This window comes from Saccharopolyspora sp. CA-218241 (assembly GCF_050954615.1).
Classification (GTDB): Bacteria; Actinomycetota; Actinomycetes; order Mycobacteriales; family Pseudonocardiaceae; genus Saccharopolyspora; species Saccharopolyspora cebuensis.
On the sequence record NZ_CP191860.1, the window covers coordinates 320,582 to 337,423 of the forward strand.

Below are 16,842 nucleotides of genomic sequence, written 5' to 3' on the forward strand. Positions count from 1 at the left end.
GCACACCGAGTCGGACCCTAACACCGGTGACGGCGTCCGGCGCCGGACGAAGCGAATGACATTCATCTCCGTCCGGCGCCGGGCGCCGGGTCCGCTCAGTCGTCGGAGGACGAGGTGAGCCCCTGCGAGATCAGGTCCATCACCGACGAGTCGGCCAGCGTGGAGACGTCGCCGACCTCGCGGTTCTCCGCCACGTCGCGCAGCAACCGGCGCATGATCTTGCCCGACCGGGTCTTCGGCAGCTCCGGCACGACCATGATCTGCCGGGGCTTGGCGATCGGCCCGATCTCCTTGGACACGTGCTCGCGCAGCTCCTTGAGCGCCGCTTCGCCGCCCGCCGCGTCGTCCACGCCGCCGCGCAGGATCACGAACGCCACGATGCCCTGGCCGGTGGTCGGGTCGCTGGCGCCGACCACCGCCGCCTCGGCGACGTTGTCGTGCGAGACCAGCGCGGACTCGACCTCGGTGGTGGAGATGCGGTGCCCGGAGACGTTCATGACGTCGTCCACCCGGCCCAGCAGCCACAGGTCGCCGTCGGCGTCGTACTTCGCGCCGTCCCCGGCGAAGTAGTAGCCCTGCTCGGCGAACCGCGCCCAGTAGGTGTCCACGAAGCGCTGGTCGTCGCCCCAGATGCCGCGCAGCATCGACGGCCACGGCTTGTCGAGCACGAGCAGCCCGCCGCCGCCCTTGCCGACCTCGCCGCCCTCCTCGTCGACGACCTTCGCCGAGATGCCGGGCAGCGGGCGCTGCGCCGAACCCGGCTTGGCGGCGGTGACGCCGGGCAGCGGCGAGATCATGATCGCGCCGGTCTCGGTCTGCCACCAGGTGTCCACGATGGGCGTCCGGCCGCCGCCGATGTTCTCCCGGTACCAGATCCACGCCTCGGGGTTGATCGGCTCGCCGACCGAACCGAGCACGCGCAGCGTGGACAGGTCGTACTCGGCCGGGATCTGCGCGCCCCACTTCATGAAGGTGCGGATCGTGGTCGGCGCCGTGTAGTACAGCGTCACGCCGTACTTCTGGACGATCTCCCAGTGCCTGCCCTCGTGCGGGGTGTTCGGCGTGCCCTCGTAGATCACCTGCGTGGCGCCGTTGGCCAGCGGGCCGTAGACGATGTAGGTGTGCCCGGTGACCCAGCCGATGTCGGCGGTGCACCAGAACACGTCCGACTCCGGCTTGAGGTCGAAGACGTTGTGGTGGGTGTAGGCGGCCTGGGTGAGGTAGCCGCCGGAGGTGTGCAGGATGCCCTTCGGCTTCCCGGTGGTGCCCGAGGTGTAGAGGATGAACAGCGGGTGCTCGGCGTCGAAGGCCTCGGGCGCGTGCTGGTCGGGCTGCGGGTCGACGACGTCGTGCCACCACTTGTCGCGGTCGCCGTCCCACTCGACCTCGATGTCGGTGCGCTTGACCACCAGGACGTGCTCGACGCTGGGCGTCTCCCGCACCGCTTCGTCCACGTTGGCCTTGAGCGGCATCGCCTTGTTCCGCCGGTACTGGCCGTCGGAGGTGATGACGACCTTGGCCTCGGCGTCGTTGATCCGGTTGCGCAGCGCCTCGGCGGAGAAGCCGCCGAACACCACGCTGTGCAGGGCCCCGAGCCGCGCGCAGGCCAGCATCGAGAACACCGCTTCGGGCAGCATCGGCAGGTAGATCGCCACCCGGTCACCGGCACCGACGCCCAGCGCGGCCAGCGCGTTGGCGGTGCGCGAGACCTCCCGCTGGAGCTCGGCGTAGGTGATGGTGCGGGTGTCGCCGGGCTCGCCCTCCCAGTGGATCGCGACCCGCTCGCCGTTGCCCGCCGCCACGTGCCGGTCGGCGCAGTTGTAGGCGACGTTGAGCCGACCGCCGTCGAACCACTTGGCGAACGGCGCCGACGACCAGTCCAGGACGGTGTCCCACCTGGTGTCCCAGTGCAGCCGCTCCGCCTGCTTGGCCCAGAACGCCTCCCGGTCGGCGGCGGCTTCGTCGTACAGCGCTGCCGTGGCGTTGGCCTTGCCGGCGAACTCCTCCGACGGTGGGAACGTCCTGCTCTCGTTGAGCAGGTTGTCGAGTGTGCTGCTGTGCCCGTCGGGCTGGCTCATCGCCTGGAACCTCCCTGGCTGGTGGGACGCCGGTGTGCTCATGGAACCGTAGTGCGATCCGGCTCACGGAAAAAGAGGTCCGCGTCCGGTTGTCAGCGACCGAACGGGGGATCTGAGCTGCACGTGCGGGGTACCCGGGGGTGCCGCCCGTCACTCGGGGGAGACGTGCATCACGATCGCCTCGGGTACCGGTCGCCGGTGCCCGGGGCGGTAGCGTCACGAGCCGTGAACAAGCCTTCGCTGTCGCCGCTGCTGGAGCTGCCCGGGGTCGCCGACGCGGTCGCCGCGGCCCGCGCGGCGATCGACGAGGTGCACCGGCATCCGGCCAACCGCCGGGGCTGGCCCGCCACCGCCGCGGAGGCGTCGGTGCGGGCGGCCCGCGCGTCGGCGGCCGTCGCCGGGGGCGCCACCGAGATCCCGGAGACCGGGGAGGTCAGCGATCCGCAGCTGGCGGGATCGCTGCGGGCGGCCGAGGCGCTGGGCGCGCTGCTGCCGACCTGGCAGCGGGCGCCGCGGCAGGCGCTGGCCCGGCTGCACGTGCTCGCCGCCGCCGACCTGGTCGACGACGAGGACGCGCTGGGGCGCCCGCGCACCGATCCGGAACTGGCGCAGCGGCTGGACGTGCTCGCCGGGATCATCGCCGACCCCGACCCGCAGGTGCGGGGGCCCGGTCCGGTGCTGGCCGCCGTGGTGCACGGCGAACTCCTCGCGCTGGCGCCGTTCGGCACCGCCGACGGCGTGGTGGCCCGCGCGGCGGCGCGGCTGAGCGTGATCGGCAGCGGCCTGGACCCCAAGGGCCTGGTGGTCCCCGAGGTCGCCTACTTCCGCAGGCAGCCGGAGTACGTCGCGGCCGCCGCCGGGTACGCCGACGGCGATCCCGACCGGCTGGCCGAGTGGATCGCCTACTGCTGCCGCGCGTTGGAGACCGGCGCGCGGGAAGCCACCTCCATCGCCGATGCCGTCCAGGAGGGCTGACGTGCCGAAGCGGATCCTGATCGACTGCGACCCGGGCATCGACGACGCGCTGGCGCTGGCGCTGGCCCACGGCAGCCCGGAGCTCGACGTCGTCGGGCTCACCACCGTCGGCGGCAACACCGACCTGGACCGCACCACGGAGAACGCCCGCTGCCTGGCCGACTACTACGGCCTGGTGGTGCCGGTGGTGCGCGGCGCCGGGCGTCCGCTGGTGCGCGCCCCGCGCACCGCCCGCGACGTGCACGGCGAGAGCGGGCTCGGCGGCGTGCTGCTGCCCCCGGCGACCACGCCGCCGGACGACCGGCACGCGGTGGACTTCATCGTCGACGCGCTGGCCGCCGCTCCGGGGGAGATCAGCCTGGTCGCCGTCGGCCCGCTGACCAACATCGCGCTCGCGCTGCACAAGGAGCCGCGGATCGCGGAGTGGGCGGCGGAGTTCGTGGTGATGGGCGGCTCCTACACGCGGGGCAACAACACGCCCGCCGCCGAGTTCAACATCGCCGCCGACCCGGAAGCCGCCGCGGTGGCCTTCGACGCCCCGTGGCGGCCGGTGATGATCGGCCTCGACCTGACCCACCAGGCCCGGGCGAACGCCGAGGTGCGCACCCGGTTCTGCGGGCTGGGCCGGTTGGAGACCGAGCTGATCAGCCCGTGCCTGGACTTCTACGGGCAGCACCCGTCCTACCGGGACGGCGGCCCGGCGATCCACGACGCCTGCGCGGTGGCCTACGCGATCGCCCCGGAGCTGTTCCGCACCGCCCCGGCCCGCGTCGACGTGGAGACGTGGGGCCGGTTCACCTCCGGCATGACCGTCACCGACTTCGCCGCGCCGGACCCGAACACCGACGTGGCCACCGACCTCGCGGCCGACCGGTTCTGGGACCTGGTGACCGAGGCGTTCACCCGGGTCGCCGAACACCTGCCGGGCTGAGCGGCCCGCACCGCTCGCGGAACCTGGCGAGGGGCGCCTTCATCCGACATAGCCGGATGAAGGTGCCCCTCACTCAGCTCCCGATCGGGTGAGCCGCGGTCCTAGAGGGCGCGCAGGGCTTCGCGCACGTGCCCGCCCGCCACCGCCAGCGCCGCCGCCGCGCGCTCCACGTCGGCGCCGCTGAGCAGGTGCACCAGCGCGGTCTTGAGGTCGCCGTCGGCGTCGGCCAGCGCCTCGGCGCAGCGCTGCTCGTCGGCGCCGGTGGCTTCGCTGAGGATGCTGATGGTGCGCCCGCGCAGCTTCGCGTTGGTCGCCACCATGCTGACCATCAGGTTGGAGTAGGTGCGCCCGAGCCGGACCATCACGGCGGTGGAGAACGAGGTGAGCACCAGCTTCTGCGCGGTGCCCGCCTTCATCCGGGTCGAGCCGGTGATCGGCTCGGGCCCGGTGTCCACCGCGACCAGCACGTCGGCCGGCTCGCCCGGCACGTCGGGGTTGGCGGTGACCAGCGCGGTCGCCGCCCCGATCCGGTGCGCCTCGGCCAGCGCCGAGAGCACGAACGGGGTCCGCCCGGAGGCGGCGAGCCCGAGCACGAAGTCGTCGGCGGTGACCTCCGCGCGGATCGCCTCCGCGCCGGACTCGTCCTCGGCGTTCTCCACGGCCTGCCGGAACGCCTCGGCGCCCCCGGCCTGGTGCGCGACCACCCAGCCGCGCGGCACGTTGAAGGTGGGGATCAGCTCGGCCGCGTCGAGCACCGCCAGCCGTCCCGAGGTGCCCGCGCCGACGTAGTGGATGCGCCCGCCGGAGCGCAGCGCGGCGACGGCGAGGTCGACGGCGCGGGCCAGCTCCGGCAGCACCTCGCCGACGGCGGTGGGCACGGTGCGGTCCTCGGCGTTGAGCAGCCGCAGCACGTCGAGGGTCGGCAGCAGGTCGATGTCGCGGGTCCGGGGGTTGGTGCGCTCGGTCGGTGCGTCGATGCGGGTCACCGGTTCCCCGGAGTCCTGCCCCATTCAGCTCTCCTTCTGGTGGCGTCGGCGGTCCGGGCGGGCGTCCAGCCGGTGCGTGCCGACGGCTTCGTAGGTCGCTTCGAGCGCGGCCTTGGTCTGCTCCAGGTGGTGTTGGGCGACCCCGATGAACAGGCAGTCCACCACGGTGAGCTGGCCGATGCGGCTGGCCATCGCCCCGGAGCGGTAGGTGGTCTCGCGGACCGCGGTGGTGAGCACGTGGTCGGCGATCTCGGTGATGGGGGAACGGGCGAAGTTGGTGATGGCCGCGGTGCCCGCCCCGCGCTTGCGGGCCTCCCGCAGCGCCTCGACGGTCTCGCCGGTGGCGCCGGTGTGCGAGATGCCGATCGCCACGTCGCCGGGGCGCAGCACGGCCGCCGAGGTCAGCGCGTTGTGGGTGTCGGCCCAGGCGAAGCAGGTGAGCCCGATGCGGTGCAGCTTCTGCTGGAGGTCCAGGGCGACGAAAGCGCTGGCGCCCACCCCGTAGACGTCGATCCGGCGGGCCCCGGCGACCGCGCCGACCAGCCGCTCCAGCACCTCCGCGTCGAGCTGCCCGGCGGTCTCCTCGACGGCCTTGGCGTCGGCGTAGCCGACCTTCTCGATGACCTGCGCGGTGCTGTCCTGCGGTCCGATGTCGCTGCCCAGCTCGCGGTCCCGGACGGAGGTGCGGGCGGTGTCGGCGGCCAGGGCGATCCGCAGGTCGGGGTAGCCGCCGACGCCGATCGCCTTGCAGAACCGGGTCACCGTGGTCTCGCTGGTGCCCGCGGCTTCGGCCACGTCGGTGATGCTGCGCCGCGCGATCGACGCCGGATCGGCCAGCACGATGCCCGCGACCCGCTGCTCGGCCCGCGCCAGCCCCGGCAGCAACGACCGGATCCGGACGAGCGGCCCGGCGGCATCGGAGCCGGATGCGTCAGTGGCCATGTGGGAAACTTACTAACCGTCGTATGTGCAGGTCAATGCACTTCATCCCGGAGTTCTCCCCACCCGGACGAGTGAAGGCTGTCACCTCTTCCGTCATACCAGCCCACCCGCCACCGCCGGGCTCCCGACCGACACGCCGACACCGCCCCTTCGATCCCTGAGTGAGGGCGCCTTCATCCGAGTAAGCCGGATGAAGGTGCCCCTCACTCGCGGTGCGTTCAGGTGACCCCCGGTTCAGTCGGGGCGTGTCGTCCGGAGGGGGCCGGTCAGCGGGGCACCGAGGTCCAGCCGTCGGGGTGCAGCGCGGCGTGCTCGCGTTCGCCGTCCAGCCTCGTCGCGTCCCGGTCCTGCGCCAGGACCCGGTCCACGTGGACCCCGCGCCCGACGTAGCGCCCGTCGGGGGCGTAGCGCCACCGCAGCCGGATCTGATCGCCCGGCCGCGCGGGCACCGTCGCGTGCACCCGCCACCAGGCGCGGTGCCCGGCCCCGGCCAGCGACGTCGATTCCCCGCCCGGGGCGCCCGGCCCGTCGGCGCGCAGCGCGGCGGCCCGCCACGGTCCGCCGTTCGCGCTGTGCTCCAGGACCAGCGGGTCGGTGCCGTCGCCATCGCGCTGGCTGTCCACGAAGGCGTCGAACGAGACCCGCAGCGGCCCGGCCACCGGCCCGAGCGGATCGGTGGTCAGCGTCGCCGCGCGCGCCGGATCGGCGAACCACGAGGCGGAGCCCTTCGACGGCGGCACCGCCAGCGCTCGGGCGAGCGCCTGGGCCAGCTCCTGCCGCGCCGGGTTGTTCGAGCCCCACTCCCGGGACGGGTGGACCCGGTTGGTCAGCAGCACCGCGATCGAGCGGGAGGCCGGGTCGAGCACCAGCGACGTCCCGGTGTAGCCGGTGTGCCCGGCGGTGCCCGGCGCGCTGAGCCCGGCCATGTACCAGCGCTGGTCCAGCTCGAACCCGAGACCGTGCGCGGCACCCGGGTCGAGCATCGACCGCACCGCGCGCTCGGACAGGATGCGCTGCCCGCCGTACTCGCCGCCGTTGAGGATCGCCTGCCCGAGCACGGCGAGGTCGTCGGCGGTGGAGAACAGGCCCGCGTGCCCGGCCACCCCGCCCAGCGACCAGGCGTTCTCGTCGTGGACCTCGCCGCGCACCATGCCGCGCGGCGGGTCGCTCTGGAACTCGGTGGCCGCGATCGGCAGCGACGGATCGGGGTTGTACCCGGTGGCGGTCATCCCGAGCGGTCCGGTGATCCGCTCCGCGACGTAGCGGTCCAGCGGCGTGCCGGAGGTGCGCTCGACCAGCAGCCCGAGCACGATCATGTTCGGGTCGGAGTAGGTGTAGCCGCCCGGCGGGCGTTCGGGGGCCAGTTCCAGCACGGCGGGGATCCGCCGCTCCGGCGGCAGCTCCCAGAGCTGGACGGTCGCCGGCAGCCCCGAGGTGTGGGTGAGCAGGTGCCGCACCGTGATGTCGCCCTTGCCACCGGCGGCGAACGCGGGCAGGTGCGCGGCGACCGGGTCGTCCAGCCGCACCGCCCCCGCCTCGACCTGCTGGAGCACGGCGATCGAGGTGAACAGCTTGGTGATCGAGGCGATGTCGAACCGGGTCTCCGGGGTCATCGGCACCTGCTGCCCGGGCGGCAGCTCGGTGCCCGCGCCGTCGGCGTAGCGCAGCGCGTGGCCGACGGCCCGCCGGTGCACCACCACGCCGTCGTGCGCGAGCAGGCTCACCGCGCCCGCGTACATCGGGTGCTCCCGGCCGGGCACCGACCCGGTCCAGCGCGCGATCCGCTCGGCCGCCGCCGCGATCGGCTCCGGGGCCAGCCCGACGTCGGTGGGCAGTCCGCCGCGCAGCTCGGCATCGGCGAACTCGACCGCGGGCCGGTCGAACCGCCCCTGCTCGAACCCGCTGCCGGACGCCGCCGCCGAGGTCCCGGTCAGCGCGGCCACCGACACCGCGGCGAGCACCAGCATCGTCCTGCCCATCACGTCTCCTCCGAGCTCGTCGTGCGTGGTGGTGCTCAGCGGTACAGCAGGTGCGGCTCCCGCTGGTCGCGGAAGTCGGCGAGCTCGTCCTGCCAGCTGCCGACGATCTCGGCGGTGCCCGCTCCGGCGTCGACCATCCGGCGCAGCCGGTCCGAGCCGAAGAGCTTGTCGATCATCAGGTCCGGCCGCCAGCCGAAGACCTCGGGGTACCGGCGGCGCGCCGTCACCAGCATGGCCACCGCGATGCGGATCGGGTCGACCTCACCGGTGCGGTGCACCTGCACCCCGCCGCAGGTTTTGCCGGTGTGCTTGCCGAAGGTCGGCACGAAGTAGGTCTCCCGGAACCGCACCCCGGGCAGGTCGAGCGCGCCCAGGTCCGCCGCCCACCGCCAGTCGATGCCCGGCGCCCCGATGGTTTCGAACGGCCGCGTCGTGCCCCGGCCCTCGGACAGCGCGGTGCCTTCGAACAGCGCGGTCCCCGGGTAGAGCGCCGCGGTGTCCGGAGTCGGCATGTTCGGGCTCGGCGGCACCCACGGCAGACCGGTCGCCGCCGTGCGCCGCCGCCACCCCGCGACCCGCACCACGTCGAGCTCCGGCAGCGGGGCGGGCAGGTGGTCGTGCTCGAACAGCAGGGCCAGTTCGCCGACCGTCATGCCGTGCTGCTGCACGATCGGCAGCAGGCCGACGCCGGAGGTGAACCCGGGCAGCAGCCGGGGCCCGGCGGTGCGCGATCCGATCGGGTTCGGCCGGTCCAGCACCGCGAAGCCGAGCCCGGCCCGCTGCGCGGCCTGCATCGCCCGGTACATCGTCCAGATGTAGGTGTAGAAGCGGGCGCCGACGTCGGCGATGTCGAACACCACCAGCTCCACGCCCGCGTCGCGGAACATCCGCGCCAGCTCGTCGGCCCCGGCGCCGTAGGCGTCGTACACCGGCAGGCCGGTGCGCGGATCGCGGTGGTCGCCCTCCGAACCGCCCGCCTGCGAGGTGCCCCGGAACCCGTGCTCGGGACCGAACACGGCCGCGATGTCCACCCCGTCGGCGTGCATCGCGTCGACCACGTGGTCCAGCGACGACAGCACGCCGGTCGGGTTCGTCAGCACACCGATCCGGTGCCCCCGGAGCCGCCGCCACCCCTGCTCGGCCAGCACGTCGGCGCCGGAGCGCGCGGGGGCGCCGTCGGCCACCGGTGCGGCACCGACCACCCCGGCGGCGGGGGCGGCGACCGCGGCGGCGGCGAGGAACCCCCGCCGGGACACGCTCACCAGGTCAGCCCGTGGCCGAACGGGTACCGGTCCTGGCCGGGACGGCCGGGGTCGGGCACCGAGACGGGCAGCGCACCGGTCGGCGCGATCTCACCGAACAGCACCTTGGCCAGCGATTCCATCGCCACCGCCTTGTCCGAGTAGGTGGCCAGCCAGGTCGGCACCTCGACGTGCCCGGCGTCGTAGGCGTCGCGCACCGCGACCGCCACCACCGGGCGGCCCGCCTGCTGCAACGCCCGCACCAGGTCCAGCTGCGCGGCGTTCTCGGCGCTCCACGCGGCGTTGGTGAGCACCACGGTGAGGTCGTGCCGCCCGGCCGCGGCGACCGCCTCGTCGATCTGCTGCGGCGTCGGCCGCAACCCGGTGGGCAGCGCGGTGCTCCGCGACCCCCGCCGGTCGATCGACTCGGCCAGCGCGGTGGTCGCCCCGTCACCGGCCCCGGTGACCAGCAGCCGCGGCGTCGGCTGGGCCAGCGGCAGCACCCCCGCGTCGTTGCGCAGCAGGGTGGTGGAGCGGTCGGTGATCCGCTGCGCCTGGGCCAGGTGCTCCGGCGTGCCGACCGCGGAACCCACCGCCGCCGGGTCGACGAACGGGTCGGCCAGCACCCCGCGCCGCTCCTTGAGCTCCAGGATGCGGGTGACGCTGCGGTCGATGCGCTCCTCGGTCAGCTCGCCGGTGCGCACCGCCGCCAGCACGCCGTCGATGGCGGCCCGCACGTCGAACGGCATCAGCATCATGTCCACCCCGGCCTGGAGCGCCAGCACCGGGATGCGGGCGTCCGGGTGCTGCTGGCGGACGCCGTCCATCTTGAGCGAGTCGGTGAACACCACGCCCTGGAACCCGAGTTCCTGCCGCAGCATTCCGGTGATCACGTTCGGCGACAGCGTGGCGGGTTCCCCGGAGTCGTCGAGCTTGGGGACCTTGATGTGCCCGGTCATCACGGAGTCCACGCCTTCGGTGATGGCCGCCTGGAACGGGGGCGCGTCGAGCCGCTCCCACTGCTGCCGGTCGTGGTCGATCACCGGCAGGTCGGTGTGGCTGTCGGTGCTGGTGTCGCCGTGCCCGGGGAAGTGCTTGACCGAGGCGGAGACGGCGAGGTCCGCGGCGGCCGAGTCCTCGTAGCCGCGGACCTGCGCGGCGGTGAGCTCGGCCGCCAGGGCCGGGTCGGAGGAGAAGGAGCGGACCCCGATCACCGGGTTCGCCGGGTCGACGTTGACGTCCCCGCTCGGCGCGAAGTTCTGGTTCAGGCCCATCGCCCGCAGCTCGCGGCCGGTGATGGCGGCGGCCAGCTCGGCGTCGGCGGGGCTGCGGGTGGCGCCGAGCGCCATGTTGCCGGGGAACTGGGTCGCCGGTTCGCCGATCCGGGTGACGAGGCCCTGTTCCTGGTCGGTCCCGATCAGCAGCGGCACGCCGGCGCCGGAGGACAGCGCCGCCTGCTGCAACCCGTTGGACAGCTCCGCGATCTGCCTCGGCTCGTGCAGGCTGTCGGTCCAGGTGAAGTGGATGATGCCGCCGAGGTGGTACTGCTGCACCACCTGCGCGGGGGTGTCCACGCCGAACTCCGCGCGGTTGCTGGGGTGCGCGGTGTCGGGCGTGCCCCCGTAGGCGTAGGTGACGAAGAGCTGGCCGACCTTCTCCTCCAAGGTCATCTTGGCGAGGGTGTCGGCGATGCCGGAGGGGCGTGGTGGTTCGGCTCCCGCGCCCGCGGTCAGCGCGGCGGAGGTGAGGGCGACGACGCCGAAGGCGGCGGCGGCGCGTCGCGGACGGTCGGATCGGGCCACGGTGGCCTCCTCGGGGGATTCCGCCACGTCGACGGGGAAGGTTCACCACGGAGGTGGTCGGCTTCGCAAGTTACCCACGTGGGAGGGGTCGGTCAACGCCGCCGATCGGCGTGCCCCGGGCGGAAATCCCCGGGTCACCGACGGCGAGGGCGCCCGCCGACGGATCGGCGGGCGCCCTGCGTGGTCTCGCGCGAACTCCCGGGGTACCAGGCGTGCTCCTGTTGTCGTAACTTCCGGGCTAGGCGTCCGGCGTCCCGCGACGCAACCCTGTGCACGACTGCCTTATGTGCGGCTCCGCGTGGGTGTCCCGGAGTTCGCGCCCGGAGCCCGGTGCGGGGTGGACGACGCTTCTCCTCCGCGGCGTCCCTGGCCGACCGAGGTCCGTACCCCCTTTGTAGACCGTGACGCGCGTCACCGCAAGGGTCCGGAACGGGGGATTCGTCAGCCGCGCCGCCGCCAGGCGCGGACTCCCCACCAGGCCGCGCCCGCCGCCGCGACGGCGCCCATCCCGACCCCGGCCGCGGTGACGGCGGCGCGCGAGGGGGTGGGGATCCGGGCCCGCAGCGAGACCGGGTGCTCGAAGGCCAGCGCGGGCCAGCCGCGCTGCACGGCCTCCCGCCGCAGCGCGCGGTCCGGGTTGACCACGGTGGGGTGACCGACGCTCTCCAGCAGCGGCAGGTCGGTGATCGAGTCCGAGTAGGCGTGGCACCCGTCGAGGTCGTAGCCGTGCGCCGCGGCGAGTTCGCGGGCGGCGGTGGCCTTGTTGTCCGCCGAGCAGTAGAAGTCGAGCTCCCCGGTGTAGCGGCCTTCGTGGACGACCATCCGGGTGCCCGCCCAGTGCGCGGCGCCGAGCAGCTTGGCGATCGGTGCGACGACCTCCTCCCCGGACGCGGAGAGCACGACGATGTCGTGGCCCTGCTCGCGGTGCTCGGCGATGAGCTGGGTGGCCTCCTTGTAGACCAGCGGGTCGACGATGTCGTGCAGCGTCTCCTCGACGATCGCGCCGACCTGGTCGACGTCCCACCCGGTGCACAGCGACGTGATGTGGGCGCGCATCCGGTCCATCTGGTCGGCGTCGGCCCCGGCCAGCATGAAGACGAACTGGGCGTAGGCGCTCTTGAGCACCGCCCGCCGGTTGATCAGTCCTTCCTGGAAGAACGGTCGGCTGAAGGCCAGCGTGCTGGACTTGGCGATGACCGTCTTGTCCAGGTCGAAGAACGCGGCCACCCGGCGTTCGGGGGATGCCGTCGGGTTCGCGGGCTCTGTCACGCCGCACAGCATACGAGCCGGGCGGCGCGGTGGTGTCGGCTCCGCGCCGGTGGCCGGCCGCGGAAGCGGGTGCCATTTCGCGAATTGCGGCCCGAGGGGGACGATCGCGGCGTTAGGGTGAGAACGGTTCGGTTTTTTGTCCGGACCGTTCAGCTCACTCCCCCCGGAGCTGGACAAGACGACCCCCGCCCCTCCCCCTTGGCGGGGGTCGTCGCCTTTCCGGCCTGGTAAACGTGAATGTTTTTTGGATTGAGTTGTCCACAGGTGCCGGAGTTATCCACAGATTCTGGAATTGATCCTTGGCGGCGGGAGTGGACCGCGCCACTGTGGAAGAACAGCGCCATTCCGCGAGGAAAGGGCGCTGCGCGAGATTCCGACTCACACTCCGAGGTACCGCCATGTCTTCCGCACGTCCGCTGCTGGTCACCACCGATCCCGAACTCGCCGAGGACGTCTTCCGGCTGGCCGCCGCCGCGGGCGCCGAAGCCGAGCACGCCCGCGATCCCGCCGCGCTCGGCGGCGCCTGGCGCAGCGCCTCCGCGGTGCTGCTCGACGGCGCCGCGGCCGCGGCGGTCGCCGCGCTCGGACCGCCCCGAAGACGCGGCGTCCTGGTGCTCTGCCGGGGCCCGGCAGAGCAGCTCTGGCAGGCCGCCTTCGAGCTCGGCGCCGACCACGTCGTCCGCCTGCCCGAGGGCGAGCGGACGGTCATCGACTTCCTCGCCGAAGCCGCCGACGCGGCCCCGGCGCGGGACGGCCGGGTGCTCGCGGTGCTCGGCGGTCGCGGCGGCGCGGGTGCGTCCGTGCTGGCCGGGGCGGCGGCGGTCAGCGCCGCCCACCGGGGCGGCGGCGCGCTGCTCGTCGACTGCGATCCGTGGGGCGGTGGTCTCGACCTCGCGGTCGGCGCCGAGGGGACCGGCGGCCTGCGCTGGTCGGGTCTCGCGGTGCGGGCCGGACGGCTCGCGGCGGGCGCGCTGCACGAGGCCCTGCCCGGTCGGCGGGTCGGCGGCGGTTCCCTCGCGGTGCTCGCCTGCGACCGCGACGCGCCGTCGACCGGGCTGACCCCGCAGGCGGTCCGCGCCGTCCTGGAGGCCGGACGCCGGGCCGGGGACACCGTGGTCTGCGACCTGCCCCGGGCGCCGTCCGAACCGGCCGCCGCGGCGCTGCGCCACGCCGACCTCGTCGTCCTGGTCGTGCCCGCCGAGGTCCGCGCCTGCGCGGCGGCGGCCCGGGTGCTCGCCTCGGTCCGCGAGATCACGGCCTGCCCGCTGCGCCTGGTGGTCCGGGGACCGGCGCCGGGCGGGCTGCGCCCGTCGGACGTCGCCGCCGCCCTCGGCGTTCCCGCGCTGGCCCACCTGCGGCCGCACCCCGGCCTGCCCGGGGCGCTGGACCGGGGCGGGCTGCGGGCGGTCGCCGGCCGCAGCGCACTCGGCCGGGTCGCCCACCGGCTGCTCGCCGAGCTCGACCGGAGCGACCCGGTCCGGGCCGAGGAGGTGGCGTGATGGACGGCGGACTGCTCGAACGGGTGCGGCACCGGCTGATCGGCAGCGGCACCATCGGCAGCAGCGCCGGACCCACCTCGGCCGCGTTGGCCACGGCGGTGCGGGAGGAGGCGGGCGGCCTGGTCGCCGACGCCGATGTGCTGGCGGCGGTCCGGATGGCCCAGCAGGAGTTCGTCGGCGCCGGGGTGCTCGACCCGCTGCTCCGCGACCCTGAGGTCGCCGACGTCCTGGTGACCGCACCGGACGAGGTGTGGGTCGACCGCGGCGCCGGGCTGCGCCGGGCACCGGTGCGCTTCCCCGACGAGGAGGCGGTGCGCCGGCTCGCGCAACGGCTCGCGCTCGCCAGCGGACGGCGGCTCGACGACGCGCAACCGTGGGTCGATGCCTGGCTCCCGGGGGACGGGACCGGTTCGGCGGTGCGGCTGCACGCCGTGCTGCCGCCGGTGGCCGACCGGGGGACCTGCGTCTCGCTGCGGGTGCTGCGCCCGGCCGCGCACGACCTCGACTCGCTGCGCCGCGCCGGTGCCTTCGATGACGAGATCGCCCGGACCCTGCGCGCCGTCGTGGCGGCCCGGCTGGCGTTCCTCGTGGTGGGCGGCACGGCGACGGGGAAGACCACGCTCCTCGCGGCCCTGCTCGGCGCCGTCGACAGCCGGGAGCGGATCGTCTGCGTTGAGGAGGCGGCCGAACTGCACCCCCGGCACCCGCACGTCGTCCGGCTGCTCACCCGGCCGCCCAACGTCGAGGGCGTGGGCGAGGTCCGGGTGCGCGACCTGGTCCGGCAGGCGCTGCGGATGCGTCCCGACCGGCTCGTCGTCGGGGAGGTCCGGGGATCTGAGGTCTGCGAAATGCTGGCCGCCCTGAACACCGGCCACGACGGCGGGTGCGGCACCCTGCACGCCAACTCGCCGCGCGAGGTCCCCGCCCGGGTGGAGGCGCTGGCCGCGCTCGGCGGTCTGCCCCGGGACGCGCTGCACAGCCAGCTCGCGGCGGCGGTGCAGGTCGTCCTGCACACCGGGCGCAGCCCGGGGCGCGGGCGACGGCTGCTCGGCATCGGCCTCCTCCGCCGCGAGGACGACCTGGTCCGGGTGAACCCGGTCTGGGAAGCCGATCGGGGGTGGGGTCCGGCGCGCGCGGAGTTCGCGGCGCTGCTGGAGTCGCGCGGAGGTGCCCCGTGCTGATCACCGCGACGATCTGCCTCGCGCTCGCCCTGCTGTGCTGGCCGGACCTGCGGGCCCGGGACCGCCTCGCCGCCACCGGGTCCGGCGCGACCGGCCCCGGCCGCCCGGCCGTCCCCCTGCTGCGGTGGGCGCCGATACCGGTCGCGGCGGTGCTGGGGTTCCTGCTGCTCGGCCCCGCGGGCGCGGTCGCCGCGCTGCTGCTCGGCGCGCTCGCCCGGCGGTACGCGCGGTCGCGCCGGGGCATCCGCCGCCGGCTGGAACTGGCCGACGAGCTCACCGCGGGTCTGCGGCTGCTGGTCGCCCAACTGCGCGCCGGGGCGCATCCCGCGGTGGCCGCCGACGGGGCCGCCCAGGAGTCGGACCCGGCGGTCGGCGCCGCGTTCCGGGCCATGTCCACCGCCGCCCGGTGGGGCGGGGACGTCCCGAAGGCGCTCGCCGAGTCCGGCGCCCCGGCCGGACTCACCGCCCCGCTGGCGAGGCTGTCCCGCGCGTGGGCGCTGGCCGATCGGCACGGCGTGGCGCTGGCCGAGCTCGTCGACGCGGTGCGGCGGGACGTCGACCGGCGGGCGGCGTTCCGCCGCGAGGTGGAGGCCGAGCTCGCCGGCCCGAGGTCGACGGCCGCGGTGCTCACCGCGCTGCCGGTGGTCGGCCTGGCGCTCGGCGAGGCAGTCGGGACCGCCCCGCTCGCCGTCCTCGGCGACGGCCTTCCCGGGCAGCTCCTGCTGCTCACCGGTGCTGGGCTGCTCGCGGCCGGGATCGCCTGGACCACGCGCCTGACCGAGGCGGTGGTGCCGCCGTGATCACCTGGTCCTTGCTCCTCGCGGCGGGTGCGCTCCTGGTCCTGCCTTCCGCCCCGGCGCGGAACCGGTTGCGGGCGCTGGCCGCGGACGGCCGCGGCCCGGCAGCGGCGGTCCCGGAGCGGGGAACGCCCCGACCGGCGCTGTGCTGGCTCGCGGTCGCCGCCTCGGGAACCGCCGCGGCCGTCCTCGTCGACCTCGTGGCCGGACTGGGCGTCGGTGCCTGCGGTGCCGTCGCGGCGCGCTGGTGGGCCGGACGCGCGACCCGCCGCGGCACCGATCCGCTGGCGCTCGCGGCGGCGTGGGACCTGCTCGCCGCCGGGATGCGCGCCGGGTTGCCGGTGCCCGTGGTGGTGCGCGCGGTCGCCGCGGAGCTCGCCGGACCCGCGCGGCGCCCGCTCCAGGAGGTCGCCGACCACCTGGCGTTGGGCACCGACGCGGTGCGGGCCTGGGCGCCGGCGCTGGCCGACCCGGACACCGCCGAGCTCGCCCGGGCGGCCCGGCGCACGGCGCGCACCGGCAGCGGCCTCGCCGAGGTCGCCGCGGAGCTCGCCGCCCGGGTCCGCGCGACGGCGGGGGAGCAGGCCCGGGCCCGGGCGCAGCGCACGTCGGTCTGGATCTCGGCCCCGCTGGGACTGTGCTTCCTGCCCGCCTTCCTGTGCCTCGGCGTGCTGCCCGTCGTGCTCGGGATGGTGCTCCGCCTGGCCGATCACTGGTGACCGGAGCAGCTCCGCGCTCGGCCCCGGGCACGGCGACCACCGCGACCACGACGCACGACCCCGACGACAGGGGAGGCACGACGACCGACCGCCCGACCCCGCTCGACCACAGCGCACGTTCCCGACGACCGAGGAGGCACGACGACCAACAGCCCTGTCCGGCTCGACCACAAGACGCCGGTCCGCACGACTGATGGCCCGCTCCGACCGACCGGTCCGGAGCAGGACGACCGCACGCCCGGCGGGACGAACGCGCTGGGCATCGACGACCGAACGGAGAACACCATGACGAACACGACCACGGCCCAGTCCGCGCGGGAACACCGACCGGCCGAGCGGCGGACCGCGACGCCCGGCGCATCGGAGGCGCGGCTGCCCGTGCTCCGCCCAGGTGGGGAGCCGCTCCCCGGAACCGGAGCACGGGCGTCCGGAGCACCGGCGGC

General features: G+C 74.9%; 13 protein-coding genes. 6 read left to right on the forward strand and 7 right to left on the reverse strand.

Features of this window, described 5'->3' with window-relative positions:
- Window positions 1–95: 95 nt before the first annotated feature.
- Window positions 96–2,078 carry an acetate--CoA ligase gene (gene acs / locus ACQP0T_RS01720; RefSeq protein WP_433870981.1) on the reverse strand — a complete coding sequence of 661 codons (1,983 nt, stop codon included), beginning with the start codon at window positions 2,076–2,078 and terminating at the stop codon, window positions 96–98.
- 225 nt (window positions 2,079–2,303) lie between these two features.
- On the opposite strand from acs, the gene ACQP0T_RS01725 reads away from it, so the two are divergent.
- Window positions 2,304–3,053 carry an oxidoreductase gene (locus ACQP0T_RS01725; RefSeq protein ID WP_433870982.1) on the forward strand — a complete coding sequence of 250 codons (750 nt, stop codon included), beginning with the start codon at window positions 2,304–2,306 and terminating at the stop codon, window positions 3,051–3,053.
- 1 nt (window position 3,054) lies between these two features.
- On the forward strand, window positions 3,055–3,984 hold the full coding sequence (locus ACQP0T_RS01730) for a nucleoside hydrolase (protein WP_433870983.1): 930 nt from the start codon (window positions 3,055–3,057) through the stop codon (window positions 3,982–3,984).
- 101 nt (window positions 3,985–4,085) lie between these two features.
- On the opposite strand, the gene ACQP0T_RS01735 is transcribed toward ACQP0T_RS01730, so the two are convergent.
- From ACQP0T_RS01735 to ACQP0T_RS01760, 6 genes are all read right to left on the reverse strand, one after another.
- Window positions 4,086–4,994 (reverse strand): N-acetylmuramic acid 6-phosphate etherase, encoded by a 909-nt coding sequence (locus tag ACQP0T_RS01735; RefSeq protein WP_345359119.1) that lies wholly within the window; start codon window positions 4,992–4,994, stop codon window positions 4,086–4,088.
- On the reverse strand, window positions 4,995–5,912 hold the full coding sequence (locus ACQP0T_RS01740) for a MurR/RpiR family transcriptional regulator (RefSeq protein WP_433870984.1): 918 nt from the start codon (window positions 5,910–5,912) through the stop codon (window positions 4,995–4,997). It abuts the gene before it with no gap.
- 266 nt (window positions 5,913–6,178) lie between these two features.
- A complete protein-coding gene (locus ACQP0T_RS01745) occupies window positions 6,179–7,891 on the reverse strand; it encodes a serine hydrolase domain-containing protein (RefSeq protein WP_433870985.1) in 1,713 nt (570 codons plus the stop codon).
- A 35-nt stretch (window positions 7,892–7,926) separates the two neighbouring features.
- Window positions 7,927–9,153, reverse strand: a complete 1,227-nt coding sequence (locus ACQP0T_RS01750; protein WP_433870986.1) for an exo-beta-N-acetylmuramidase NamZ family protein — start codon at window positions 9,151–9,153, stop codon at window positions 7,927–7,929.
- Window positions 9,150–10,934, reverse strand: a complete 1,785-nt coding sequence (locus ACQP0T_RS01755) for a glycoside hydrolase family 3 protein (protein WP_433870987.1) — start codon at window positions 10,932–10,934, stop codon at window positions 9,150–9,152. The genes ACQP0T_RS01750 and ACQP0T_RS01755 overlap by 4 nt, the downstream gene beginning before the upstream one ends.
- A 441-nt stretch (window positions 10,935–11,375) precedes the next feature.
- Entirely contained in the window at window positions 11,376–12,215 is an 840-nt protein-coding gene (locus ACQP0T_RS01760; protein WP_345359105.1) for an HAD family hydrolase, read from the reverse strand.
- Between the two features lie 386 nt (window positions 12,216–12,601).
- Between ACQP0T_RS01760 and ssd the strand changes: the two genes are divergently transcribed.
- From ssd to ACQP0T_RS01780, 4 genes are read left to right on the forward strand one after another with little or no spacing between them, the layout of a single operon-like run.
- Window positions 12,602–13,702 carry a septum site-determining protein Ssd gene (ssd, locus tag ACQP0T_RS01765; protein ID WP_433870988.1) on the forward strand — a complete coding sequence of 367 codons (1,101 nt, stop codon included), beginning with the start codon at window positions 12,602–12,604 and terminating at the stop codon, window positions 13,700–13,702.
- On the forward strand, window positions 13,702–14,883 hold the full coding sequence (locus ACQP0T_RS01770) for a TadA family conjugal transfer-associated ATPase (RefSeq protein ID WP_433870989.1): 1,182 nt from the start codon (window positions 13,702–13,704) through the stop codon (window positions 14,881–14,883). The genes ssd and ACQP0T_RS01770 overlap by 1 nt, the downstream gene beginning before the upstream one ends.
- Window positions 14,877–15,683 (forward strand): type II secretion system F family protein, encoded by an 807-nt coding sequence (locus tag ACQP0T_RS01775; protein WP_433870990.1) that lies wholly within the window; start codon window positions 14,877–14,879, stop codon window positions 15,681–15,683. The genes ACQP0T_RS01770 and ACQP0T_RS01775 overlap by 7 nt, the downstream gene beginning before the upstream one ends.
- Window positions 15,680–16,399, forward strand: a complete 720-nt coding sequence (locus ACQP0T_RS01780) for a type II secretion system F family protein (RefSeq protein ID WP_433870991.1) — start codon at window positions 15,680–15,682, stop codon at window positions 16,397–16,399. Before ACQP0T_RS01775 ends, ACQP0T_RS01780 begins: the two co-directional genes overlap by 4 nt.
- Window positions 16,400–16,842 lie beyond the last annotated feature (443 nt).